This window comes from Bacillus sp. JJ675, from assembly GCF_036963165.1.
Classification (GTDB): domain Bacteria; phylum Bacillota; class Bacilli; order Bacillales; family Bacillaceae; genus Bacillus; species Bacillus glycinifermentans.
On the sequence record NZ_JBALMR010000034.1, the window covers coordinates 12864 to 37241 of the forward strand.

Consider the following 24378-nt stretch of genomic DNA (forward strand, 5'->3'; position numbering starts at 1 on the left):
TTATTCTATCACTTTCAAAATAAACCTAAAACAATTTTTGATAAAGCTTCATGACGATTCCCCAGAGCTACCCGGCGAAAGACTTTCTTTCATCCCGAAAAATCAGTAGTATGAAGAGAGGAACGTTTAAAGGAAGTGAACAGAGCGTGGAATACAACATTCACGATACAACCGTGCTGAACGAGGACATCCTTTCTCCCGAGGAAAAGGAAACATGGGTTCTTTATATGAAAGTGCTGACAGCGGCTGGACTCGGGGATGTCTCTGAATGGATGAAGCTTGATATCAGTATGCCGCAAATGAAAGTATTAATGCTTTTGAACAACCACGGAAAACTGAAAGTCTCGGAGATCGCCGAAAAAATGGGCGCCTCCCTGCCTAATATGACCGGGCTTCTCGGCCGTCTTGAACAGGCCGATTTTATAAAAAGAACGCATTCTGAGACAGATCGAAGAACGATCGTCGTCGAATTGACGGAGAGAGCAAAAGGTATTTTCCGAGGCTTGTATAAAAAAGGGCATGGGAAGCTGAAGAAAGCCCTCGAAATGATGAATGAAGAAGAAAAGAAAAAAGTGAATGAAGGGCTCAGCATCCTTGAAAAAGCGCTGAAATCAAATGAATCAGACTAATAAAGCCGCGGCCGGTACAAGCGCGGCTTTTTTTGATGAAAAATTTCTTTTGACAAAACAAGGATTTTGAAGGATGATGAAAATAGTTCACTTAAAGTGAATTATTAGTTTGGAGTTAATGATATAAGGGGGGAATCATGATGCCAGCCACTCTTCCGGTAGACGAACCGAACCAGAAATGGGCAATTGTTCTGTTTACGGTCGGCGTGTTTATGGCAGCCTTGGACAATGGGATTATTTCAGCAGCACTTACGACCATCAATGAGTCTTTTCAAGTGTCCCCTTCGTGGGGAGCATGGGGAATTACGCTTTATACACTAGGCTTGTCCGTCAGTGTTCCGATTGTCGGAAAGCTGTCAGACCGTTACGGAAGAAAAAAACTGTTTATTGCAGAGGTCACGCTTTTTGGCATAGGGTCTTTATTGGTTGCCATCAGCCAAAACTTTCCGGTGTTTTTAGCGGCGCGTCTCATTCAATCGCTTGGCGGGGGCGGCATTTTCATCATCGGAAGCTCCCATGTTCTCACGGCGCTCCCGAAAGAAAAACAGGGGACTACGCTTGGACTGTTAGGTGCGATGAACGGGATCGCCGCTGTGCTCGGTCCGAATATCGGCAGCTTCATTCTTGATATCGCCGGAAGCTGGCATTGGCTGTTTTTGATTAATTTGCCGATTGCCGCCGGACTCGTCCTGTTGAGCTTTCCGTTTATCGGCGAAACAAAAGCGGATCAAATCAAGCCTCTCGATCTGACGGGAACCGTCATTTTATCTTTGGCCATTTTGTCTGTTATGTACGGCATAACAAATCTTAATGGCCAAGATGTATTGACCGGCCTGGCCGATCCAAGCTTTTTCTTTTTTGCCGCGGCCGGCCTCGTTTTGTTTGCGGGACTGTTTTTTTATGAAAAACGGGTCGAGCAAAAAGGCGGAGATCCGATCCTCGCCTGCAGCTTATTGAAAAACAAAGTGTTTCAATGGACGCTTTTTATCGGTTTCTTATCCGGGGGGCTGTTGGCTGCCGTCATTTTTATTCCTTCATATGCGGAGCAGTATTTGCATGTCGCCCCGGAAAAAGCAGGCTACTGGATGACACCGCTTGCGCTTGCTTCAGGCGCAGGAGCGGGACTCGGCGGAATGATGGCTGACAAAAAAGGGCCGGTCAAAACAACTTTGCTCTCAGGAGCCGTTTCATTTTTGGGCTTTTTGCTGTTGTCGGTCTGGGTGACGGAAAAATGGGAATTTGTTTTAGCGAGCGTGATTGCCGGGATCGGTTTTGGCTTTCTGTTGGGCGCGCCTTTAAATATGCTCGTATCAGAGTCCGCAAGACAGCATTACGGAACCGCGCTCGGAACATTGTCGCTCGTCAGGCAAATGGGACTGACACTGGCGCCCGCGATTTATGCCGGATTTATTACGGCCGGCTACGAAAATATCGCCGGCCGTATCACCGAAAAACTAAAGGACAGCGGCATTTCCGCGAATTCATTTGCAGGAGGCGAAACAAATGCGCTGCAGCTGAAAGAAAAGCTCAGCCAAATTCCGGATCCTAATATAAAACAAATCATTACAGATGCGATTCAAGAGAGCATTGGTACGGGATTTGGAAAACTTTACTTAGCCGCTGCCATCATCTCCATTATTGTAATTGGCGCGATCACCATATTATCGGTCTATAGAAACAAACAGGCCCCCATCCGCGGCATGAAAAAATAAAAAACACCTGCCTTCCGCTAGGAAAACAAGTGCTTTTTACGGCCAAAAATCGTGTATACAGCCAGCAAAAATCCAATTTCGGCAATCGGAAGCCGGTTTTTTAAGACATTGATCAAGGAAGGGAGTCCCGCTTCGCATACCGCGCGGGCGGCTCCCGGTGGTGGTTTTGTTGCAGAACTGTCCGACATGTTTCTATGGTGTGCGGAAGCAGGCCACTCTGACCCTTTACCACTTGAAAACGGCTTCATATCTTCTTGTTTCGTCGTGAATTTCCAAATGTCAGACCGGCTTTTTCCGCCGTATTTGTCAAAAGCCTCAGCATACCAGAAATAGCTGGTGTTCGGCTTTAATTGATCCCATGTTACCGATGCCGTTTTTCCGCTTCTGATCTTCTTCGTCTGGCCGATTTGCTGATCAGAAAAAACATTCAGCTCAAAGTAGTCGGTTTTTACTTTTTTCCGGCGCGGCTTTAGATCGGTTTTAATGCTGAATTCGTCTTTTGCTCCGTATTGCTCCGGATTATAAAAATGATAATCATCAAGGTATGGCGAATATGTTTTGACATGAATCGTGTCCCGTTTCGGATCGACATGAAAAATCCTTAAATAGCCTTGCCCGCCTTCCGGCCCGCCTTGATAATCCGCGAGCATTTGATATACGTTCCGGTCAGTGTGTCCGTCACCGTCATCATCAAGCTTGTCGACTTTCAAATTCGAGCTGTGATAATGGCCGCTTAATACAGCGATTACGTTTTTGTTCGGCTTGATGACATGCTCAAAGATCCTGTCGCCGATCGGGCTCCTATTGCCGCTGACGAGCAAATATTCGTGAAACGACAAGATCGCTTTTCGGTCCGGATGCATTTTCAGCACCTCATCCATCCACCGCAGTTCTTTCGCTCCGATTCCCCAGCCCATGAAGATCATGATATAGTCATTGCCCCCGCACGAAATTAAATCGTAATGCCCTTTATTATTCAAATAGGAGCCCCCGTAAAACGGCTTGTTTTTAAAGCGCCGTTCGCCGAAGTATTTGCCGTACCGCAGATAGGAGCGGCTTTTATGGCTGACATCGTGATTGCCGGCGAGAACTCCGTACGGCACCCGGCGGTCATCGAGCACCTTCATAAATTGGTCGGCCCGCTTCCATTGAGCGGGCTGGTCCGCTTCATCGACAATATCCCCTGTATGAAAGACATATTGAATGTTCAGCCTGTCCTTCTGCTCGGCGATCCAGTTCACCTGCTTTTCAAAAATGTGCGGATAGCTTTCCGCGTAATATTGAGTGTCAGACATCCAGATAAACGTATAGTCGTCGTGGGAAAGCTGGATCTGATCCTGGATGATGATGCTTGCCCTGGATTTGCGGACATGGTCGGCCATCTTTATGCTTCCTTTGAGCGTAAAGTTCCTGCTGTCTTTTGCGATATGATAAACAAGCGCATCCCATCGGTGTTTGTTATAGTTCCAGGCAAACATGGACACCCTTCTCCCCGGGAGGGAGCTTCCACGCCATGTCACTTCCGCTTGATCGTTCTCATCGACTTGTTCATCGATTTTCACATCGAAGCGGTGATACGGGAACCGGGTTGTTGAGACGGTTTCAAAGCCTCGTCCGTCAACTGCGGCCATGCTGCTTTTCTCCTTTTTTGACAGCGGTTTTTCCCCGCCGGGGGCAAAGCCCCTTGGCGGCTCCGTCTCGCTACCGTACGTAGATACGTTTACATGTTCATCGTCTTTTACTGTATATTGATAACCACGATAAAAAGAAACCTTCATTCTGTCTTTTGTCGGATCTTTGACGCGAACGGCCAGGTCAGCCTGTGTACTGCCGGTCGGAGCCTTTACTTTTTCGGGTTTTTCCGGCTGTTCTTTTTTAACGTGAAACACCTTTTTTGTAACGGACGCATTGCCCGCTCCATCGGCTGCCTTTATTTTAAAAACATGCTTGCCTGGGGCAAGCTCTGCGGATGTTGCACCATGAGGCAAAGAAATCGCTTTACCGTCGAGAAACGCTTTGATTTCTTTGATGCCGCTTCGCTTATCATGAATATCCGCGTCAAGCGTAAAAGCACCTTTATACGTTTTGCCGTCTTTCACGGAAGCTTTTATGAGAGGGCCGCTGTTGTCGACCATGACCTTCCGTTTTACTTTTTCCTCCCTGTTCTCCGCTTCAACCGTATGCCAGCCCTCTTTCCAGGCTTTTGTATTCCACTGAAAGGCAAGTGCCTTAAAACAGCCGTCCTCAAGGGAAAAACGAAATTCGTACCATTCCCGTGCATCGCGATTGTCTCCGACACGGAGCTCAGTTTTCGGATCACGATAGCGCTCATCGCGGATGACCGTACCGTCCCCCAAGACCAGACGCGGGTTTTTCAACAAAAAATCGTCCCGGTTTTCAGCGGAGGATTGTTGAAACGGAGACGATTTAGTACCTGAACGGACTTTAATCGAAAAGGGTTTGCCCTTTGAAAATTCCTCAGACGCAATCGGTACGGTGATCGTCGTATATCGTTGGTGTGTATCGTCAAATATTTTGTGAACCCGCTTTCCGATCGTCACCGCATTTTTAAAATAAAGGTTGGTTTTGTTAGCGTCAAAGGCGAAGTAAGCCGTCTTTTCAAGGGCTGTACCCGCCGGTTTCTGCTCTTTCCCGTCAATCCGGATGACCGTCTCCTCAGGCGGCCTTTCTGATGTAGCTTTCAGCAGCACGTTCCCTGAAACCGTGCCGCGCTCCTCTACATTCAACCTGAGCCCTTTTAAAAAGCTTTGCTCGAGAGAGATCGTTTTCTTTTCCCCGGTAACCGCGTTAGACCCATCACTGGCTTTTATATAATACTCAAGCTTTTCCTTGCCGATAAATTCTGCAAAAAAAATGTTATGCCGATAAAGGCCGTCTGTTTGGCTTTTTTCGACGCTTACTTCTGTAAAAGGCTCATCATCGTTCATTCTGTAAAAAAACTGCGCTTTTTTGACCCGTTTATTGTCCTTTATCTCGGCGAGGAGCTGTATTGCCTCCCCGGGCTTTACAGGCTGATGGACGGTCAGATCCCTGATTCGGGGCTTTTCTCTATCTGGGAGGACGGTAACCATTTCCGACGGCGTCTGCTCCCTTAAAAGCGAACCTGGAGAGGGTTTCGTCTCCCCGCTCGATATTTTCGCCATTTGCTTCGATCCGTCAATCGGGTACTTATAAAGAATCGCCTTGTTTTTAACCACGTCAGTCCGGCCTGGTTCATGGCGGTAATGTGCGGCAGCAATCTCATCCCCGCTGTCCGTTGTGATAACCAGATCCCTTGATGCCATGTTGGCCATGCCGCCTTTCAATCCGGAAAGCGTTCTGCCTTCTTGAAGATGAACACCGTAATAGCGGTTAAAATCGGCCGCGGTTAGATGTGCGTTCGCTTCGTTTTTCAACCAAAACACATGCGTTTTACCGGAAGGAATCCTGATATCTTCCTGTTCAAAAGGCCAGAGCGCATCAGACTCCTTTCCCTTTTCAGGATGTCTGTATCTGATGTTGTAGCCGTTCAAATGAATAGGCTTTGTTGTATTGTTATAAACCTCGATAAATTCGTATCCGTCCTTGCCGCCGACATTGGCCGAATCGACGACCATTTCGGTAATCAAAAGCTCAGGCAGCTTTTGTATGTCGGCCAGAAACCCGTTCACATCGATCGTGTACAAATCCGTTCTGGCATAATGATCGCCAGCTTGTGCTTCAATATAATAAACGACCTTGTCGGACGTTAACATGGTGCTGTTAATTTTAGCAATGTAGCTTTCCTTTTTGCCCGGGATTATCTCCATCGGCACCGCCCGAAACGGCAATTCTTCATTTTGCTTGTAATAAAGGATAACGGTGTCGGCAGCCGCCTTTGCGGTAAAAAGCAGATCCTCCCCCTTCTTCCCTTTTTCTACGGGCGTATGCCTTATAACAGGAGAGTTTGAGGCATTTGCCGGCAGTGCTTCACCTGCATCAGCGGCTGACACCGGCAAAACCAAAAGACACGCTGTGACAATCAACAAAAGGGTTTGGCGGTTTCTGTTCTTTTTCATCGTCTACCTCCCTTTCGTATTTTGCCTTGTCACGCCTTTTTTATGAAGCAAAAAAAGAAGCCTGAACATGTCAGGCTCTTCGTTTTTATTTTCTTGTCATCATCGGTTCGATGATCGCTTTTTGGATCAGCAGGTGGAAAACCGACAGGACAATCGATGCAAATATAGCTGTTCCAAAGCCGTCCAGGTTAAAGCTGTCCCCCATAATCGCTGCCGTCATATACAATGTAACGGCATTAATCACAAATAAAAATAAACCGAGCGTAACAACCGTGACAGGCAGCGTGAGAATAATCAGCACCGGCTTCACAATGACATTCAAAATCGATAAAACCAAACTCGCCATAATGGCGGCGCCGACGCTTCCAACGTGAACCGAGTCAAAATAACCGGCAATTACAATTAGCAGCAAAGCGTTGACAAGAACGCTTATAATCCATCTTATCATCTACTTAACGTCTCCTTCATTCGGAACTACAAACACCCAGACGATATAAATCAGCAGCACGGGAATTCCCGTCGAAAAAATAAACAATAAGACCGTGATGATTCGCAGCAGTGCGGCGTCCATGTTAAAATACTCAGCCAGACCCCCGACGACTCCGGCAATCTTTCTGTCTTTTTCGGATCGAAATAGCCTTTTCATTGTATCACTCCTGTGTATGATTTAGATGAATCGATCCAGTTTTTGATTCTAAAAATACCGTCATGCTGTGATCATGATTTTGATTGGCTTTAATATGCATTTCCTTCTGTATCGTTTCATTTTTTTCTTTAAGGATTTCCGCGTCGGACAGGGCGTTTGACAGGGAACCGAGATTGCTTTTCAGCTCGGCTGTCACGGCGCAGTCGCGGGGCACATTCAATTCGATGCTGCCTGTGGTTGTTTTCACATAAACCGAGCGGCAGTGCGGACTCCTGACTGTCGCGGCAATATTGCCGTTAAAGCTCTGCAAATCAAGAGCCTCGCACGATCCTTTCACATCGATCAACCCGTTAATCGTTTCCGCTTCAATCTCGCCGCATTCATGATCTGCCAGTTTGATCTGCCCGTTGGCTGTTTCCAGTGCAGCTTTGCCTGCAGTCAGCCCGGAAAACGACAAAATACCGTTTGTCGTTTTCGCCGAAAGCTCTTTTACGTTTAAATGTTCCCCCCTGATCGGACCATTAAACAGCTTGAAACGGATTTTACCGTATTCCTTGTCTGGAATATAGACGGTCAGATTGGTCTTCATCGTTTTTTTCTCCGTACGGACCGAAAATCTCTCGCCTTCGACGCCGCATTCTATATGCTCGAGAAAAGCCCGTCTCGCTTCATCCTGATCTTCGGCACGGTACACTTTCGCCTGGCACTCAACGCGCACGTCAGGGTCTGTCCACGGGACGAGATTGACGCTGCCGTTGGCGAGCTGAACGTCCAGCGTTGAAAAATCCGTATCTTTAAACTGAAAAATATGCTGGACTTCGAATGATTGCCCAAAATTCAAATCAAGATCGACTTCTTTTACTTTCTTAACGGCGGTATCGATCCATTCAAACAGCTTGGAACCGATCGAAGGCTTCGGATCTTTTTTCTTTTCGTTAAAAAATTGGTCTGAATCGATGACATTCTCGGATAATGCCGTGATCTTGCTTTCTTTTTCCTTATAGTCTTCCTCAAGTTTTTCGATCAGGATCAGCGCTTCTTTTGCGGAAAGCTTCCCTTCTTCAACCAATTGTAAAATCCGTTCTTTTTCATTTTTCATGAAAATCCCCCGTTCTCCTTCTTTTTAAACCCGCGTCAGCATCTTAATCCCTTGGACCACGTTCCAAATCGCAATTATCAAGCTGATGACCACGAAAAAAATGATGCCTCCAAAAACAGAAAAAAACGCTAAAAATCCGCCATCATTAAATATAACCGTTCCGCTTATTGCGCCTGCAGCCAATATCACCACGCTGATAAACGGAATGATATGCGAAATAAGCGAGCGCATCGCATGCTTTTTCGTTTCTTGATCATCTGTTATAAAATACGCGGCGATAGGCAAAATAAGCGGGGCAAAAAAAACGCTAAAATAACAAATTGCAGCAATCAGCGCGTTGTTTCGTGTCACTCACATCACTCTCCTGACCTAAACAGATCCTCTTCTTAAGTCCAATGTACAATGTCATTATACTCAAGTCTACGTGTATCTTGGCCGTTTCGTTTCAATTTCATTCGATGGGCATGCGTCAATCTTCGCAAAATGATTTTTTTAGATTTTATGAATAGATTCTTTTTTTATAACCCTTTACAATATGGGGAAAGCCCAGTAAAGAAAAGGAGGCGGCGTCATGAAACAAAGACCGGAGGAACATGGGCCATACACCCCGAAGCTTTTTGAACTGATTCAGGAACAAAAAAGGATCAACCAAGGTATCATTAATCACTTGGAATCGGTTAACTTCGCGACTCCGCTTTCGAATGATATCCGCTATCTGAAAGTGTTGCTCAGCAGCAGCACACATATCACCAACAGTCTGATGGAAGCGGTGAAACAAATCCTCGGGCAGAAAAAAGAGTAGGTCATCCCGGCTGACGGACCGTTTTCCCGCCAAGCCGCGGCTTTTTCTATATTCTAAAAAGCTGCCGACGTTGCGTCGGCAGCCTCGATTGCTATGGTCTGACGGCTTCTTTTTCCTGAAGCCGTTTTTTCATTCTGTTTTTGTCGCGTTCAATCACCGGCTTTAAATAACGTCCTGTATAGGAAGCTTCGACCTTGATCACGTCTTCAGGCGGTCCGGAGGCAACAATGTTTCCGCCGCCTTCCCCTCCTTCAGGCCCTAAATCAATCAAGTAATCGGCCGCCTTGATCACATCGAGATTGTGCTCGATGACAAGCACGGTATCACCGTTATCAACCAGGCGCTGAAGGACGGTCAAAAGCCTTGCGATATCATCGACATGCAGACCGGTAGTCGGCTCGTCCAAAATGTAAAGGGATCTTCCTGTTGACCGGCGGTGCAGCTCAGATGCCAGCTTGACGCGCTGCGCCTCTCCGCCGGAAAGCGTCGTCGCAGGCTGGCCCAGCGTGATGTAGCCGAGGCCGACATCATAGAGGGTTTGAAGCTTGCGCTTAATCTTCGGTATGTTTTCAAAAAACTGAACTGCATTTTCGACCGTCATTTCAAGCACATCGGCGATATTTTTTCCTTTGTACGTCACCTGCAGCGTCTCCCGGTTGTACCGTTTGCCGTGGCAGACTTCGCATGGCACATACACATCCGGCAGAAAATGCATTTCAATTTTAATGATGCCGTCGCCTTTGCATGCTTCACAGCGTCCGCCTTTCACGTTGAAGCTGAAGCGGCCTTTTTTGTACCCTCTGACTTTGGCTTCGTTCGTCTGGGCAAACACATCTCGTATATCGTCAAACACGCCTGTATATGTGGCGGGGTTTGACCGGGGCGTCCGGCCGATCGGCGACTGATCGATGTCAATCACCTTATCAAGATGCTCGACTCCTTTGATTTCCTTGACTTCTCCAGGCTTTGTCTTTGCACGATGCAGCTTTTGGGCAAGCGTTTTGTGGAGAATTTCATTGACGAGCGTACTTTTGCCCGATCCGGAAACACCCGTGACGGCGGTGAACACGCCAAGCGGAAACTTCACGGAAACGTTTTTCAGGTTGTTTTCCTTTGCCCCTTTCACTTCGATGAAACGGCCGTCCGGCTTTCTCCGTTCAGCAGGCAGAGGAATGAACTTTTTCCCTGAGAGGTACTGCCCTGTCAATGACTTGTCATCATTCATGACTTCTTCAGGGGTTCCCGCTGAAATCACTTCGCCTCCGTGGACGCCCGCTCCCGGCCCGATATCGATTAAATAGTCGGCGGCAAGCATCGTATCTTCATCGTGTTCGACGACAATCAGCGTGTTGCCGATATCCCTCATGTTTTTCATCGTGTCAATCAGGCGGTCGTTGTCCCGTTGATGAAGGCCGATTGACGGTTCATCAAGGATATAAAGCACACCGGTCAGCCTTGAGCCGATCTGCGTGGCAAGTCGGATCCGCTGCGCTTCTCCGCCGGAAAGCGTGCCTGCCGCCCGGCTGAGCGTCAAATAATCAAGGCCGACATTATTTAAAAATCCGAGCCTTTCCTCAATTTCCCGCAAAATCAGATTGGCAATCTGCATATCTTTTTCGGAAAGCTGCAAACTGCGGAAAAACTCAAGTCCGTTTGCCACGGACATGTCCGTGATCTTTCCGATGTGAAGGCCGTCAATCAGCACTGCCAGGGCTTCTTTTTTCAGGCGGTATCCTTTGCATGTAGGACAAGGCTGATTGGCCATGTATTTTTCCATCTGTTCACGGATGTAGTCGGAACCCGTTTCTTTATAGCGCCTTTCGACATTGCGGATGACGCCTTCAAACTCAATGTAATTTTCGCGAATCTGGCCGAAATCATTTTCATATCTGAAATATATCTGCTCGCCGTCGCTGCCGTAAAGGATTTTGTCAAGATGGTGCTTCGGCAGCTCTTTAACCGGCACGTCCATATCGATTCCGTAATGGCTGCACACCGCTTCCAAAAGCTTTGGATAGTATTGCGAACTCGTCGGCTCCCAAGGTGCGATCGCGTGGTCTTTAAGCGTCAGCTCATGGTTCGGAATGACGAGATCGACGTCGACCTCAAGCTTGGCCCCGAGACCGTCGCAGCTTGGGCAGGCGCCGAACGGACTGTTAAAGGAAAACATTCTCGGCTCAAGCTCACCGATCGAAAATCCGCAGTGCGGGCAGGCGTGGTGCTCGCTGAAAAGCAGCTCCTCCTGGCCGATGACATCGATAATAACCCGTCCTTCGCCGAGGCGGAGCGCTGTTTCAAGCGAATCAGAAAGACGCGCTGTCACACCTTCTTTGACGACGATACGATCGACAACGACTTCAATCGAATGCTTTTTGTTTTTTTCAAGCTCGATATCTTCTGAAAGGTCGTTCATCTCCCCGTCGATCCGGACTCTCACATAGCCCTGCTTTCTGATCTGATCGAGGACTTTGACGTGCGCTCCCTTTCGTCCTGATACGACCGGTGCAAGCACTTGAATCTTCGTGCGCTCCGGATATTCCAAAATCCGGTCTGTCATCTGTTCAATCGTCTGTGACGTAATTTCGATGCCGTGGACCGGACAGACCGGCTTTCCGATTCTGGCATACAAGAGGCGCAGATAATCATAGATTTCCGTTACCGTTCCGACCGTTGAGCGGGGGTTGCGGCTCGTCGTTTTCTGGTCGATGCTGATAGCCGGTGACAGGCCCTCGATCGCATCCACATCCGGTTTGTCCATCTGCCCTAAAAACTGGCGGGCATATGCGGAAAGAGACTCGACATAGCGTCTTTGCCCCTCAGCATAAATCGTGTCAAACGCAAGAGAGGACTTCCCTGACCCTGACAGGCCCGTCAGAACGACAAGCTTATCCCGGGGGATGGAGACGTCGATGTTTTTCAGGTTATGGGCCCTTGCTCCTTTCACCTCTATTCGTTCCATTGCCATACTCTATTCACCCTTCCGATTTTAGCTCTAGAAGTAAGTCCCGAAGCTCGGCGGCGCGTTCGAAGTCAAGCGCTTTTGCGGCTTCCTTCATATCGTGCTCCATCTGCGCGATCACTTTTTCCCGCTCTTTCTTCGTCAATTTCGAAAGCTTCGGTTCCTCTTTTACTTTATATTCTTCCTGCTCCTCAGCCGCATAGGTTGCGCGGATGACGTCGCGGATTTTTTTGTTGATCGTTTTCGGCGTAATGCCGTGTTTCCGGTTAAATGCTTCCTGCTGCTCGCGGCGGCGCTTCGTCTCATTGATCGCGATCTCCATGGAATTCGTGATTTTATCCGCGTACATAATGACCCGCCCGTCGGCGTTCCTTGCCGCCCGGCCGATCGTTTGGATCAGGGAGCGCTCAGAGCGGAGGAAGCCTTCTTTATCGGCATCCAGTATCGCAACGAGCGAAACCTCCGGAATGTCCAAACCTTCCCTTAACAGGTTGATGCCGACAAGGACATCATGCTTGCCGAGACGGAGATCGCGGATGATTTCGATCCGTTCAAGCGTTTTGATCTCGGAATGCAGGTATGTAACCTTTATTCCGATCTCCTTCAGATAATCCGTCAAATCCTCTGACATTTTTTTCGTCAGCGTTGTGACGAGAACGCGCTCGTTCCGGTCGATTCTCTGTCTGATTTCGCCGATGAGATCATCGATCTGCCCTTCGATCGGCCTTACATCGATGATCGGATCAAGCAGCCCGGTCGGCCTGATGATCTGCTCGACCATTTCAGGGGTATGCTCAATCTCATAAGGGCCCGGTGTCGCTGATACATACACGATGTTATGAATGTGTTTTTCAAACTCCTCAAACTTCAGCGGCCTGTTGTCCAAAGCCGACGGAAGCCGGAACCCGTGGTCGACGAGCACCTGTTTTCTCGCCTGGTCGCCGTTATACATTCCCCTGACCTGCGGAATGGTGACATGCGACTCATCGATGACCATCAGAAAGTCATCCGGAAAATAATCGAGGAGCGTATACGGGGTGGAGCCCGCCGGACGGAGCGTCAAATGCCGCGAATAGTTCTCGATCCCCGAGCAGAAGCCCATTTCCCGCATCATTTCCAGATCGTATTTTGTGCGCTGCTCCAGGCGCTGAGCCTCGAGAAGCTTGCCTTCGCCGCGCAGAACCTTGAGCCGCTCTTCAAGCTCCGCCTCAATGTTCAAAATCGCTTTTTTCATTTTTTCTTCACGGGTGACGAAGTGGGAAGCCGGAAAAATTGCGATATGTTCGCGCTCACCCAAAATTTCGCCCGTCAGTGCGTCAACTTCCCTGATCCTCTCGATTTCGTCGCCGAAAAATTCGACCCGGATGCAGTGCTCATCCCTTGAAGCCGGAAAGATTTCGACGACATCCCCGCGCACCCTGAACGTTCCGCGCTGGAAATCGATGTCATTGCGCGCATACTGGATATCGACGAGCTTTCTGAGAAGCTCGTTTCGCTCGATTTCCATTTCCGTTCTCAGCGAGAGCACGAGTTCTCTGTATTCCTCAGGCGAACCCAAACCGTAAATACAAGAAACACTCGCCACGATGATGACATCTTTGCGTTCGAAAAGCGCCGATGTGGCCGAGTGCCTTAATTTATCTATTTCATCATTAATGCTGGCGTCTTTTTCTATAAACGTATCAGTCTGCGGAACATACGCCTCAGGCTGATAGTAATCGTAATAGCTCACAAAATACTCGACTGCGTTGTTGGGGAAAAACTCCTTAAACTCGCTGTACAGCTGTCCGGCAAGCGTTTTGTTGTGGGCGATGACGAGGGTCGGTTTATTGACCTCTTGAATCACATTTGAAATGGTGAACGTCTTCCCTGTACCTGTCGCACCCAGAAGCGTCTGATGCTTTTTGCCTTCCCGTATGCCTCCCACAAGCTGTTCGATCGCCTTCGGCTGATCTCCCTGGGGCTGATAATTTGAGACTAATTCAAAGCGGTCTTTCACAAAAAAGCCTCCGTTTCCTTACGAAATCTTCCTGTTATATTATTTTAACACATCCAACAAAAAAATACGAACTAAAGTTCGGTTTTCGTATTTTTCTGCGTCTTCCGCCGTTTCCCATCTATCAAAAAACCCCTCCTTTTATCTTCAAAAGCAGGGTTCAAACGGCAATCATCCAAACGGGTTCTATGATTCTTCCTTCTTTTCGGCCGCTTTTTTGGCGGCATACAGCGCTCCGGCCACGAGGGAGACAATATCGAGTCCAACGATAAAAAAGGTTTCCGTGTAGCCTTTCAGATATGAGGCGAACAATAAAGCGGCTGTAAGGGCGATGCCTACATAATGGTTATACGTCACCCTTGTAAAAAACAAGACAAGCAAGAAAGGAAAAATTAGTGCAAAAACGGCTTTTGTAAACACAAAAACCCTCCTCACGTTTCTTGATCTTATTTGATTATATTAAAGAACAAAGAAACGGACAAACCAAGACACTCACTTCATTATCATACCCACCTTCATGCGGCGCTATTCGAAACAAAGCCCGTTAAAACGCAAAAAAGAACGAAACACCGGCCGCCAGCAGATTCGGAATCGCGAAAAACGCAAGGGCGTTCGTCATCTTGCGATTTGCCCTTCTGTGCTCCTCTGTTTCCGAGTGGTGATTTCCCCTGAAGCGGTCCCCGCTGACGAATGCGCCTGAAAATAAAGCGGAAAGAAGACCCGCGCCGAGGCCGGCCGTGCCCGAAATTTTGAAAACCAATGTCCAGTCCTCCGCCGCAAACGAAATCACGATTGAAACAAGGCAAACAGCAACACCGGTTAGAAAAGCCGTCTTCATCTTTCTCATTCTCCTTTTCTCACGATATACAAATCCTTTAAACAAAAGAAAAAGCGCCGGACGATGACGCTTTCTTCAAAAGAATATGCTAAAAGGTTTCAGCAGATGCTGCAGCCTCGGAATGTTCGGAAGGCAGCCCCTCCTCTTTCACGAAGATAATCCCGAGTTCATGATGCTCACCTTCGTATGAAGCCCTTTGCTCAAAACGAACTTCATTGTTCAAACCGACCACCTCAAGCTTGAAAAAGGCGCGGTTTTTTTGCAAAGCTTCATAAAACTCCGCCACATTTTTCACTTCTACACCGTTGACCTTCGTAATAATCTCGCCAATCTGAAGGCCCAGATCGGCCGCCGGCGTGTTTGGAATGATGCCGAGGACCATCAGTCCCTGATCCCTTTTTGAAAAATAGAAAGGCGCGGAATTGTCGTTCACCCGCTGTTTCCATGTTAAAAAAGCCCTTCCTGCTATAGCGGCTCCCGCTGCTGCGACGGCAAGCGGCGGCCACCATATACTCCCGGCTGCAATCAGCAATGTGATGACCCCGAGAATGCTGACGCGCTTCGCCGTAATCTTGATGCTTTCGCTTGGAAGCGATCCCTGCACCCGCTGGCCGAAACCGATGATATACGGAATCCACAATAACTGAAAGGCGTCTCCGTTGAACGTCAAAACGGGCCACCAGGGAACAGAGGATTGGATCGCGTCGCCCGGAATCAGAATAAACAATGGCAGAAGCCATGTCCGGCCGGCGATTTGCTGTCCGATCGGCAGCCCCCTCTTGCTCATTACGATCGACGGAGACGTCCGGACATGAGCCGTTTTGTATGCCAGTATGCCTTCTGTTATTAAAAGAAGACCGAGCAATACCGCCGCCGCTGACCAATTTGCAAGGGACAGCTGCGGAAGAACGGCATCCGCCGCTTCCGGATAGAAATAAACGACACAGCAGCCGATGACGATGCTCACCCCAAGCGTATAAGCCGAAGACAGCAGGCTCTGTCTGAATGTCAAAGCAAAGATCGCAGTCGCAGCCGCTATCAAAATGAGCATTCCGAGCGGAAGCGAGATGCCTAAGCCAAAAGTGGCAATGGACAAGAGGATTCCCGCCAAAAGCCCTTTAGAATATGTAAACTTGAATTCATCATGTATATCTTCAATGCGCGTCTGAAATGTCTTTCTTTCACGTTTGATACGGGCATAGCCGTAGGCAAGACTCATGATCATCATTAAATAGAAGAGCGGATGCAAAAAGAACATACCTGCTCCTTTTAAAAGTTCAATTAAAGTATCTTCAGCTGACAAGGAAACGTTCACCGCCTATCCAAGCATTTTAAAACCGCCTGTTAACCGGCAGCCTTTTACGCTGGCATAATTTTGAAACCCCAGCTTGTCCAGCTTTTGCAGAAAAAGACGGCGGGCGGCATTTTAGGCAGCGCCTATTGGCCGAGCCGCCGCGCATTTCGTATATTGCAAACCGCCGGCGCCTGTCATGCGCGCGTTCACGGCAGCGAATGCGCGCATCTTTAGGCAAGCTGGTGCATTTTATTACTATTCTAACAAATAATAAAATGCTTGGGTATGGTAAACGCGGGTTTATTTTTCCTGACTCATCCAAAGCGTCACATTCGACAAAGAAAAGTCCTTTAAATAGTGATTCACCTCGACATCCAGGATGTCCCCAATCAGCTGCATGGAACGTTTGATATCTGTTAAATTAATGCCTAGACGCTTATGGTTGTCCATTAAATAATTAAAATAAAGTTCTGCGCAATCCTCGGTGATGTCATCGACACTTTCCACTGATGTATAATTGACGAGGTATCTGCTGAACAGCATAAGCAGTCCTACGGCCTTTGTAGCGGAAAACGTAACGTCTTGTGATCGAACTTTTAATTGCTCCACTAATTCATAGTATTTTTTCTCTCTCACAATACTTGCCCTTTTCAATCGTGTACCCCCATTTATTATTTATATATAAGAAAAGCGCAAGCGTCAGACGACTCCACCAAACAGAGACGAAGAACGCAAATTAGCGCTGACATTCTCCGCAAAAAAAATGCACGCATTATAATTTATGATAGGTTCCTTTCTTATTTTAAGAACTTTTCATTATTTATACAACTTGCAAAAGTTACATTTTCACTGCATCTTTACATCCTAATAAAGTCTCCCATATACTTTCTTATCGGGTCATTTCTATTCATTCTGAATGTTTTTTTTATGAAAAAACAAAAATTTTAGGTAAAAAGATTGAGAAATTACTTTCTGAGAATAAAAAAAAGTGAGGGTGTCTTTCCTCCTCACTTTTTTGAGAACAACACGTTTAATGCGGCCTGAAGCTGCAGATCATTCTTTTCATCCAGCTTTTTTTCCTCAATCCTGAGATTTATTGTATTTGCCGTTTTTTGGTCAATTGCTCCGGACCGTTTCAGTTTGTTTTGCGCCTGAAACGCCATCACGGCTTTTTTAGTGCCTTCGCTGTAATATCCGTCATATCGCCCGCAATCAAAGCCGAGACTTTTGAGCAGAAGCTGCGCCCTCTTAATATCGCGGTTGTTCATATCCGGTTTAAGAGGTTCTTTAAGCTGAATCGGACCTGCTGAAAAATAAGCCGGCTGTGTGACGGGAACCGTCGGCTGAATGCCTTTTTTATGGATCCAATTTCCTTTTGGCGTCAGCCATTTATACAGCGTCAATTTGATATTGCTTCCATCGCCCATCGGAACGGCCTGCTGAACGGTGCCTTTTCCAAAGGAAGGATCTCCGACCACAGGGTATCCGCCCGCTTCTTTTAAGGCCCCGGCGAGGATTTCCGACGCGGATGCACTTCCTTTATCCGTAATGACGCTTATAGGATAAGGCTTTTTCTCTTTCAGCTTTGAGAAGTATTGTTTTTTATTGCCGTTTCTCTCAGCAATTTGAATATACGGCTGATCTTTTGTCACAAAATGTTTTAAAATGTTTTCGACACTTTGTAAATATCCGCCAGGATTGCCCCTGACGTCTAATACAAGACCATCAATTCCCTTTTTCTCGAGCTTTTTCAATTCAGCAGCAAAATCTTTAGCCGTATGTTCGGAAAAGGAAGAAATCGCAATATAGCCGACAGGCTTGCCCTTTACTCTTTTCACCGAGGCAAAAACGGTCTCGAGCGGTATTTCGTCGCGTTTGATCGTAAATGTAAGCTGATCCTTCATGCCGGGGCGGTGAACCTTCAGGGTAACCGTCGACCCTTCTCTTCCCCTGATCTTTAATACGGCATCATTCAGATCCATTCCAGCCATCGATTCGCCGTCAATGCTGATAATTTCATCGTTCGGCTTTAATCCGGCTTTTTCAGCCGGCGATTGTTTGAAAGGAGAGACGATGATGATCTTTCTGTCTTCCATTCCGATTTCTGCTCCGATTCCTTCAAAGGAGGAATCAAGAGAATCGGAAAAACGTTTTGCAGTCTGTTTATCCATATAAACCGAGTACGGGTCGTTTAATGTGGAAAGCATGCCCTGTATGGCTCCTTCCAGCAGCTTTTCCCTGTTCACCTGCTCCACGTATTCATTTGAGATCAGATCGTATGCCTTTTCGATCTTCTCCATCGCCTCGTTTCTAGCTGTATCTCCGTCTTTACCGGCCGCTGCAGCTTTCGGCATCAGATCGGCTCCCGCTGATAAACCGCCGCATAGGAGACTGACGGCAATGATGAGCCGCGCAATTTTCTGATTCATCCTATACCTCCTGCACTATGTTTTGTTGCTTGATGTAGTATGCGTCAAAATGATTCAGTTCATGTAAATTGTTTTTCCAATGAACGAAAAAACTGCCTCAATGATTCCGGCAGTTTTCATTACGTTCTTTATACGTTTTTCAATCGGCTGATGATTTCATCCGTCACTTCTTTCGTCGTGCACGCCCCGCCGATATCCGGCGTCAGCCAGCCGCTTTTCAAGACATCTTCGATCACGTCGAGCAGCCGATTTCCCAGCTCTTCTTCGCCAAAATGATCGAGCATCATCTTAGCTGTCCAGATTTGGCCAATCGGATTGGCGATCCCTTTTCCAATAATATCCGGGGCTGAACCGTGAACGGGTTCAAACATGGAAGGGTATTTGCCGTTGACATTAATGTTGGCTGCCGGGGCAATTCCCACACTACCCATGATCGCAGCACCGATATCAGTCAAAATGTCGCCGAACAAATTGCTTGCAACGATCACGTCAAACCTCTCAGGCTGTGTGACAAAAAAGGCGGCAAGCGCGTCGATATGCTGCGAGTCCGTTGTAATTTCCGGGTAATCTTTTGCCGTAAGCTCGAATACTTCGTCCCAGAAAGGCATAGAATGAACGATGCCATTCGATTTTGTCGCACTTGTAACATGCTTTTTCCGCTTGGCCGCCATTTCAAAGGCGAAGCGCATCGCCCTCTCCGTTCCCTTTCTGGAAAACACGTTATTTTGAATCGCGATCTCCTCTTCGCCACGGTAGATTTTCCCGCCGATCGTGCTGTATTCGCCTTCACTGTTCTCCCGTACGACAAGCAGATCAAAATCCTTTGGATTGGCCAAGGGAGACCTGATCCCTTTCAAAAACTTTGCGGGCCTAATGTTGATCACCTGTTCAAACTCGCGTCTTATTTTAATTAACAGCCCCCATAACGAAATATGGTCGGGAACAAGACTCCTATTTCCGACTGCACCCAAGAAAATAGCGTCAAACCCCTTCAGCCGCTCCAATCCGTCGTCAGGCATCATTTCCCCGTGCTCCAAATAATACTCGCAGCTATAAGGAAATTCCGTAAACTCAAACGACAGCCCGCCGTGAATATCCGAAATCGTTTTCAAAACACGCTGTGCAGCAGGAACCACTTCCTTTCCAACGCCGTCTCCCGGTATGCTCGCAATGCTGAAGGCCTTCATCAGATCATCCCCTCGCTTTTTCAATTGTCGACGGTCGACCGTCGACTATAATTTCATTCTATACCCCGCGCCTTGAACTGACAAGGTGTTTTTGATAAAGCCTGCAGCCAATACAAAAAGCCGGCCTGGTCAGTTGTGACCGGGCCGGCATGAAACCTTTAAAGCGGTATATAGTTTGCCGGATCAACAGCGTTCGACTTCGCGTTGTTCCAAAGGCCTTTATGAATTTCAAAATGCAAATGCTGGCCGTAGGACTGGCCTGTATTACCCATCGTTCCGATGACTTGTCCCTGCTCGACGCGCTGGCCTGTGCGCACCTTTATGGAAGACATGTGGGCGTAAACCGTTTGGTATGTCTGTCCATTGATATTATGGGTAATAAACACGACGTTTCCATAACTTGACGAGTAATGGGCATTGTAAACCGTACCGGCGGCAGCCGCATAAATCGGAACGCCGGAACCGCGGTTGGCAATATCTACTCCGAAATGATTTCCGAGAGAACGATTTCCGAATCCGGAAGAAAACTTGCCTGAAGCGGGACGGATAAAGCCTGAACTGCCCGGTGCAGACGGTTTGGACGAGGAGGCTGTCCTGTCGCCTGTATCCTGCTGTTTAGCAGCTTCAGCTTTGCGCTTCTCCTCTGCCTCCTGCTTTTTTCTGTAAGCTTCTTCGGCTTTAATCGCCTCATCCTGGCGCTTCAAAACCTCAGCTTCATTTTCAAGTGCGCCAAGTTCTGCGTGTACATGATCTTTATCATGCTTCACCTGTTTCATGACGTTCGACTTTTCCTTCTGCTGGCCTTCCAGCGCCTTTTTTAATTCTTCCAGCTCTTTCAGCGCTTTTTCGAGGCTTTGCAGCTTCTCGTTCAGCTTCGTTTCCTTGTCCTCAACAAGCTGAAGGTCCTTTTCCTGCTCTTCTATCAAATCCTTGTCCGCTTCAACGATCGTTGAAACGGCTCCCGCCCGGCTGATGAAGTCGCCGAAGCTTTTTGCCCCGAGAAGGACGTCTATGTATCGGTTTGAACCGCCATTTTCCTGGATTGTACGAGCTCTGTCCTTTAAAATTTCATTGCGCTTTTCAATTTTTTCTTTAAGTTCTTTGATCTGCGCTTTTAACTCTTCGATGCTTTCCTTTGTCTGGTCGATCTCTCCGTTTTTCTTTTCCAGCTTTTTATTCGTGTCGGTCATCTGACGGTCTATTTTCTCGATGTCGCTTTTCAGGCTTGACTCCTTTGATTCAAGCTCGGAAAGCTCCTGCTTCTTTTTTTCCCGCTTTGTCTCGTTTTTCGACTGCTTGCTCCGAACGTCGCTCTTCTTTTTATCTAAGTCCCCGTATGCTAACGCATCGTTGCTTTTTAAAGGAATCAAAACGGCCGATGTTCCGAGTAAAGCAGTTAAGCTCAGCGTCATTAATCTTCTTTTCAACCTTGGCTCCTCCTTGCTTTCAGAATCAAGGGAGCCGGCTTTTTCCAGGTCCCAGCGCGAAAACCAGGCCGACAGGAAAAGTGCCGGCTATACTTTCAGGAATTTACGGATTGACATCAAGCTTCCCCATACACCGATTAGTGCGCCGATCAACAGCAAAATAAGAGAAATCTGGAACACAAACGGATTGTACGGCAGCATCTCGATAAAGGTTCCTTGAACTCTTGGAGCAATCCATTGAACAACATAGTCATAGGTTCCAAGCAGTAATGCGATCGGAATCACAGAACCGAATATGCCCAAGAGCAGACCCTCAATGAAGAATGGCCAGCGGATAAACCAGTTTGTAGCGCCTACCAGTTTCATAATCTCAATTTCTTTGCGTCTTGCAAAAATCGTAATTTTAATCGTATTCGAGATTAAGAACATGGCCGTAAACAGCAGCCCGATGACCAATGCAGCTCCTATTACTTTCGTAATATTGCTGATTTTAAACAGGCGGTCAACTTTCTCCTGTCCATAATTCACCTTATAGGCATTGTCCAGTTTCGCTATTTTTTTGGCAACTTTAGGAGTATCTTGAGGGTTGGATGTTTTAACGACAAACGCATCGTTTAACGGATTCTCCTGATCAAACATTGAAAAGACTTTCCCGTCGTCTCCAAAGCTGTCTCTCAAGTTTTTAAGCTCTTCATCTTTTGAAGAGTATTTGATACTGCTGACTTCAGGAATTTGTTTAATTTCTTTTTCCAGCTTATCTTTCTGATCCTGTTTAGCGGTTAAATCGACTAAAACTTTGATTTCTACTTGTTTTTCGATGTTTGATGTCATATGCAGCAAATTGAACATGATCATCAAAAATACGCCGACCAGGATAAGTGTAACTGTTACAGCACTGATGGATGCGAAGGTCATCCACGTGTTTCTTCCGAGAGATTTTAAGCTCTCGCGCAAATGCCGTCCGAGAGTTCTAATCATAAGAACCATACTCCCCTCTAGCTTCATCACGCACAATAACTCCGTCTTCGATTGCGATGACCCGTTTCTTCATGGTGTTAACGATTTCTTTGTTATGAGTCGCCATGACAACCGTTGTTCCGCGGTTGTTGATTTCTTCAAGCGTCTTCATGATTTCCCAGGATGTTTCTGGATCAAGGTTTCCCGTCGGTTCGTCAGCGATGACAACGTCAGGCGCGTTGACAATCGATCTTGCGATTGAGACCCTTTGCTGCTCCCCGCCTGACAGCTGATCCGGAAACTGTCTCGCTTTATGCTTCAGCTGAACGAGATCGAGCACCTCAAGCACTTTTTTTCTGATCACTTCGGGACGCTCGCCGATGACTTCCAAAGCGAAGGCGACGTTTTCAAACACCGTCAGCTTCGGCAGCAGTTTGAAGTCCTGGAACACGACGCCGATTTTTCTTCTGATGTAAGGTATTTCTTTTTCTTTTAGCTGTGCCAGGTTTTTATTGCTTATGACAACCTTCCCTTTGGACGGCTTTTCCTCGCGGTAGATCATTTTGATAAAAGTTGATTTTCCCGCGCCGCTCGGGCCGACGACATAAACAAATTCCCCGGGATGTATCGAGATGCTTATTCCGTTCAGCGCCGACACCCCGTTGGAATAAGTCTTATACACATCTTTCATTTCGATCATGTAATCACCTAATCTTTTATGTTTATACGGTCATACTTTTCGAAAAAGCATGTCGCTTTGTGTCCTTATGTACATCGTGAAAATTTTTGCGCTTTTTCAACAACACCCATTATACGTCAAGATTAGACAAAATGATATTACAGTTTTGTTTCAATCCAGACATAAGTTGTAGGAAAAACGCAATATCAGACAAAAAATGTGGACTTTCGACCTTTTTCAGGACAAAATTATCTGCAATTTTCTTTTATTAATAGGTAATAAGGCTCTTTACACATGAAAAAGAACCTTGTTCGAACGAAGTTGAACAAGGTTCTTTTGTCGTGCACGGCAAACTGTTATTTTTTCTTTGAAAGCCATTTTGCTACAGCTTCAGCCTGATCTTCCTTCACGAGTCCGCCAGGCATGCCGCCGCGGCCGTTGACAACGATGTCTTTAATTTCGCTCTCTTTAAGCTTGCCGCCGACTTCTTTCAGGCTCGGAGCAGAACCGCCGGCCAAATCCTTTCCGTGGCAGCCTGTGCAGTTTTGCTGATAAATTTCCTCGCCATCATTTGCAGTCGTCTGTCCGCTTGTATTTTTGTCTTTGCTTTCATTATTTCCCCCGCAGGCAGCGAGTACAAAAGAAACAGCCAAAAACAGTGTAAACAGCTTCGTTTTCATCCTGAGGTCAGCTCCTTTTAGAAATCAATTCCTATTATAACCTCGATTACGCGCGTTTAAAACCCTCTCCGAGAACCTCGGAAGCGTCCATTGCAATGACAAATGCGGACTCATCAATATGTTTCACCAGTTGTTTCAGCTTTGTGAATTCGGTTTGCCCGACGACGCACATCAGGATGGGGCGTTCATCGTCCGTATAGCCTCCGACCGCCGAGATCTTCGTAACGCCTCTGTCGATCTTTACGAGCACCGCTTTGCGAATTTCCTCTTCGCGGTTCGTGATGATCATCGCCATTTTGGAACGGGTAAGCCCAACCTGAATGACATCGATCGTTTTGCTTGAAATATAAACGCCGAGCATCGCATAGAGCCCCTGCTCGATAGTAAACACGAGCATCGCCGACAGCACGATCGTTCCGTCGATCAATGCCAAACATTTGCCATGGGACAGCCCGGTGAATTTATGGATAATTTGCGCGGCCAGCGCTGTTCCGCCGGTCGATCCCCTTCCGAGGAAGACCATCCCGATGCCCGCTCCGATTCCGACTCCGCCGAAGATCGCCGCCAAAAGCGCATTATGAGTCGCCGGGCTGATGTCCCGCGTAAGATAGACGACAAGCGGAAGAAAGACTGAGCCCACGAGCGTCTTAACCCCGAATTTTCCTCCAAGGATGAGCACGCCCGCTATAAATAAAGGAATATTAAAAGCCCATTGTACATAGGCCGCCTCAAAACCGAACGACTGTAAAATGGTGCTGATCCCGCTGACTCCGCCCGCTGCGATCCGGTTCGGCAGCAGAAACATGTTAAACGTCACACCGACGATCGCCGAACCTAAAAGAATATAGCCGTAATCGCGCATGACGGCAAAAAAACGGCTTCTTGTTCTGTCTAGTGTCATATATGTCATCCCCCGCCAAGTCTGATACCAATCGAGAGTATAGCATGTTGCCTACTGTAAGTAAATAACAGTCAAATAACGTGCT

At 47.3% G+C, this 24378-nt stretch carries 22 protein-coding genes; 4 read left to right on the forward strand and 18 right to left on the reverse strand.

Translation table 11 applies throughout. From position 1 onward, the window contains the following. Positions 1-146: 146 nt before the first annotated feature. Positions 147-629 carry a MarR family transcriptional regulator gene (locus V7126_RS09680; protein ID WP_175075784.1) on the forward strand — a complete coding sequence of 161 codons (483 nt, stop codon included), beginning with the start codon at positions 147-149 and terminating at the stop codon, positions 627-629. Positions 630-769: 140 nt separating this feature from the next. Beyond that, entirely contained in the window at positions 770-2341 is a 1572-nt protein-coding gene (locus tag V7126_RS09685) for an MFS transporter (RefSeq protein ID WP_175075832.1), read from the forward strand. 17 nt (positions 2342-2358) lie between these two features. Here V7126_RS09685 and V7126_RS09690 read toward each other — a convergent pair whose 3' ends face one another. From V7126_RS09690 to V7126_RS09710, 5 genes are all read right to left on the reverse strand, one after another. Beyond that, on the reverse strand, positions 2359-6399 hold the full coding sequence (locus V7126_RS09690; protein ID WP_175075785.1) for a metallophosphoesterase: 4041 nt from the start codon (positions 6397-6399) through the stop codon (positions 2359-2361). Between the two features lie 85 nt (positions 6400-6484). Further along, a complete protein-coding gene (locus V7126_RS09695) occupies positions 6485-6847 on the reverse strand; it encodes a phage holin family protein (protein ID WP_046129479.1) in 363 nt (120 codons plus the stop codon). Continuing rightward, a complete protein-coding gene (locus tag V7126_RS09700; RefSeq protein WP_046129478.1) occupies positions 6848-7045 on the reverse strand; it encodes a PspC domain-containing protein in 198 nt (65 codons plus the stop codon). 4 nt (positions 7046-7049) lie between these two features. Then, the gene (locus V7126_RS09705; protein ID WP_046129477.1) at positions 7050-8144 is read right to left on the reverse strand and encodes a DUF4097 family beta strand repeat-containing protein; all 1095 of its coding nucleotides are present in this window, start codon (positions 8142-8144) and stop codon (positions 7050-7052) included. 24 nt (positions 8145-8168) lie between these two features. Then, positions 8169-8495 carry a membrane protein gene (locus V7126_RS09710; protein WP_046129476.1) on the reverse strand — a complete coding sequence of 109 codons (327 nt, stop codon included), beginning with the start codon at positions 8493-8495 and terminating at the stop codon, positions 8169-8171. Between the two features lie 220 nt (positions 8496-8715). Here V7126_RS09710 and V7126_RS09715 point away from each other — a divergent pair, with 220 nt between their 5' ends. After that, entirely contained in the window at positions 8716-8946 is a 231-nt protein-coding gene (locus V7126_RS09715; RefSeq protein WP_046129475.1) for a hypothetical protein, read from the forward strand. Positions 8947-9037: 91 nt separating this feature from the next. Here the strand turns inward: V7126_RS09715 and uvrA are convergent, their stop codons facing one another. From uvrA to V7126_RS09740, 5 genes are all read right to left on the reverse strand, one after another. Then, on the reverse strand, positions 9038-11911 hold the full coding sequence (gene uvrA / locus V7126_RS09720) for an excinuclease ABC subunit UvrA (RefSeq protein WP_046129474.1): 2874 nt from the start codon (positions 11909-11911) through the stop codon (positions 9038-9040). Positions 11912-11918: 7 nt separating this feature from the next. Next, a complete protein-coding gene (uvrB, locus tag V7126_RS09725) occupies positions 11919-13904 on the reverse strand; it encodes an excinuclease ABC subunit UvrB (RefSeq protein WP_046129473.1) in 1986 nt (661 codons plus the stop codon). A 183-nt stretch (positions 13905-14087) separates the two neighbouring features. Further along, complete coding sequence (locus tag V7126_RS09730) at positions 14088-14321, reverse strand: CsbA family protein (protein ID WP_046129472.1); 234 nt, start codon at positions 14319-14321, stop codon at positions 14088-14090. A 124-nt stretch (positions 14322-14445) separates the two neighbouring features. Continuing rightward, on the reverse strand, positions 14446-14739 hold the full coding sequence (locus V7126_RS09735) for a DUF5316 domain-containing protein (protein WP_046129471.1): 294 nt from the start codon (positions 14737-14739) through the stop codon (positions 14446-14448). Between the two features lie 88 nt (positions 14740-14827). Further along, entirely contained in the window at positions 14828-15997 is a 1170-nt protein-coding gene (locus V7126_RS09740) for a PDZ domain-containing protein (RefSeq protein ID WP_046129499.1), read from the reverse strand. Between the two features lie 117 nt (positions 15998-16114). On the opposite strand from V7126_RS09740, the gene V7126_RS09745 reads away from it, so the two are divergent. Next, entirely contained in the window at positions 16115-16267 is a 153-nt protein-coding gene (locus tag V7126_RS09745) for a hypothetical protein (protein WP_216899249.1), read from the forward strand. Between the two features lie 66 nt (positions 16268-16333). Here the strand turns inward: V7126_RS09745 and V7126_RS09750 are convergent, their stop codons facing one another. The 8 genes from V7126_RS09750 to V7126_RS09785 form a co-directional block, all read right to left on the reverse strand. Beyond that, positions 16334-16687, reverse strand: a complete 354-nt coding sequence (locus tag V7126_RS09750) for a swarming motility protein SwrAA (protein WP_046129470.1) — start codon at positions 16685-16687, stop codon at positions 16334-16336. A gap of 353 nt (positions 16688-17040) precedes the next feature. Then, entirely contained in the window at positions 17041-18462 is a 1422-nt protein-coding gene (gene ctpB / locus V7126_RS09755; protein WP_216899247.1) for a carboxy-terminal processing protease CtpB, read from the reverse strand. A 128-nt stretch (positions 18463-18590) separates the two neighbouring features. Further along, positions 18591-19649 carry a tartrate dehydrogenase gene (locus V7126_RS09760; RefSeq protein WP_175075788.1) on the reverse strand — a complete coding sequence of 353 codons (1059 nt, stop codon included), beginning with the start codon at positions 19647-19649 and terminating at the stop codon, positions 18591-18593. Positions 19650-19807: 158 nt separating this feature from the next. Further along, on the reverse strand, positions 19808-21076 hold the full coding sequence (locus V7126_RS09765) for a murein hydrolase activator EnvC family protein (RefSeq protein WP_216899244.1): 1269 nt from the start codon (positions 21074-21076) through the stop codon (positions 19808-19810). A gap of 87 nt (positions 21077-21163) precedes the next feature. Beyond that, complete coding sequence (ftsX, locus tag V7126_RS09770) at positions 21164-22054, reverse strand: permease-like cell division protein FtsX (RefSeq protein ID WP_046129466.1); 891 nt, start codon at positions 22052-22054, stop codon at positions 21164-21166. Next, positions 22047-22733 carry a cell division ATP-binding protein FtsE gene (ftsE, locus tag V7126_RS09775; RefSeq protein ID WP_046129465.1) on the reverse strand — a complete coding sequence of 229 codons (687 nt, stop codon included), beginning with the start codon at positions 22731-22733 and terminating at the stop codon, positions 22047-22049. The genes ftsX and ftsE overlap by 8 nt, the downstream gene beginning before the upstream one ends. A 335-nt stretch (positions 22734-23068) precedes the next feature. Beyond that, positions 23069-23392, reverse strand: coding sequence for a cytochrome c551 (gene cccB / locus V7126_RS09780; RefSeq protein WP_046129464.1), 324 nt, complete (start codon positions 23390-23392; stop codon positions 23069-23071). Between the two features lie 46 nt (positions 23393-23438). Then, a complete protein-coding gene (locus tag V7126_RS09785; RefSeq protein WP_046129463.1) occupies positions 23439-24293 on the reverse strand; it encodes a YitT family protein in 855 nt (284 codons plus the stop codon). Between the last annotated feature and the right edge of the window lie 85 nt (positions 24294-24378).

Excerpts from the sequence above, each read along its gene's own strand:
- V7126_RS09690 (WP_175075785.1), bottom strand. The coding sequence starts at position 6,399 with ATGAAAAAGAACAGAAACCGCCAAACCCTTTTGTTGATTGTCACAGCG.
- V7126_RS09740 (WP_046129499.1), bottom strand. The coding sequence starts at position 15,997 with ATGTTCTTTTTGCATCCGCTCTTCTATTTAATGATGATCATGAGTCTT.
- cccB (WP_046129464.1), bottom strand. The coding sequence starts at position 23,392 with ATGAAAACGAAGCTGTTTACACTGTTTTTGGCTGTTTCTTTTGTACTC.
- V7126_RS09695 (WP_046129479.1), bottom strand. The coding sequence starts at position 6,847 with ATGATAAGATGGATTATAAGCGTTCTTGTCAACGCTTTGCTGCTAATT.
- V7126_RS09760 (WP_175075788.1), bottom strand. The coding sequence starts at position 19,649 with ATGAAGGCCTTCAGCATTGCGAGCATACCGGGAGACGGCGTTGGAAAG.
- uvrA (WP_046129474.1), bottom strand. The coding sequence starts at position 11,911 with ATGGCAATGGAACGAATAGAGGTGAAAGGAGCAAGGGCCCATAACCTG.
- V7126_RS09685 (WP_175075832.1), top strand. The coding sequence starts at position 770 with ATGCCAGCCACTCTTCCGGTAGACGAACCGAACCAGAAATGGGCAATT.
- ftsX (WP_046129466.1), bottom strand. The coding sequence starts at position 22,054 with ATGATTAGAACTCTCGGACGGCATTTGCGCGAGAGCTTAAAATCTCTC.
- V7126_RS09700 (WP_046129478.1), bottom strand. The coding sequence starts at position 7,045 with ATGAAAAGGCTATTTCGATCCGAAAAAGACAGAAAGATTGCCGGAGTC.
- V7126_RS09785 (WP_046129463.1), bottom strand. The coding sequence starts at position 24,293 with ATGACACTAGACAGAACAAGAAGCCGTTTTTTTGCCGTCATGCGCGAT.
- ftsE (WP_046129465.1), bottom strand. The coding sequence starts at position 22,733 with ATGATCGAAATGAAAGATGTGTATAAGACTTATTCCAACGGGGTGTCG.
- V7126_RS09715 (WP_046129475.1), top strand. The coding sequence starts at position 8,716 with ATGAAACAAAGACCGGAGGAACATGGGCCATACACCCCGAAGCTTTTT.
- V7126_RS09735 (WP_046129471.1), bottom strand. The coding sequence starts at position 14,739 with ATGAAGACGGCTTTTCTAACCGGTGTTGCTGTTTGCCTTGTTTCAATC.
- ctpB (WP_216899247.1), bottom strand. The coding sequence starts at position 18,462 with ATGAATCAGAAAATTGCGCGGCTCATCATTGCCGTCAGTCTCCTATGC.
- V7126_RS09705 (WP_046129477.1), bottom strand. The coding sequence starts at position 8,144 with ATGAAAAATGAAAAAGAACGGATTTTACAATTGGTTGAAGAAGGGAAG.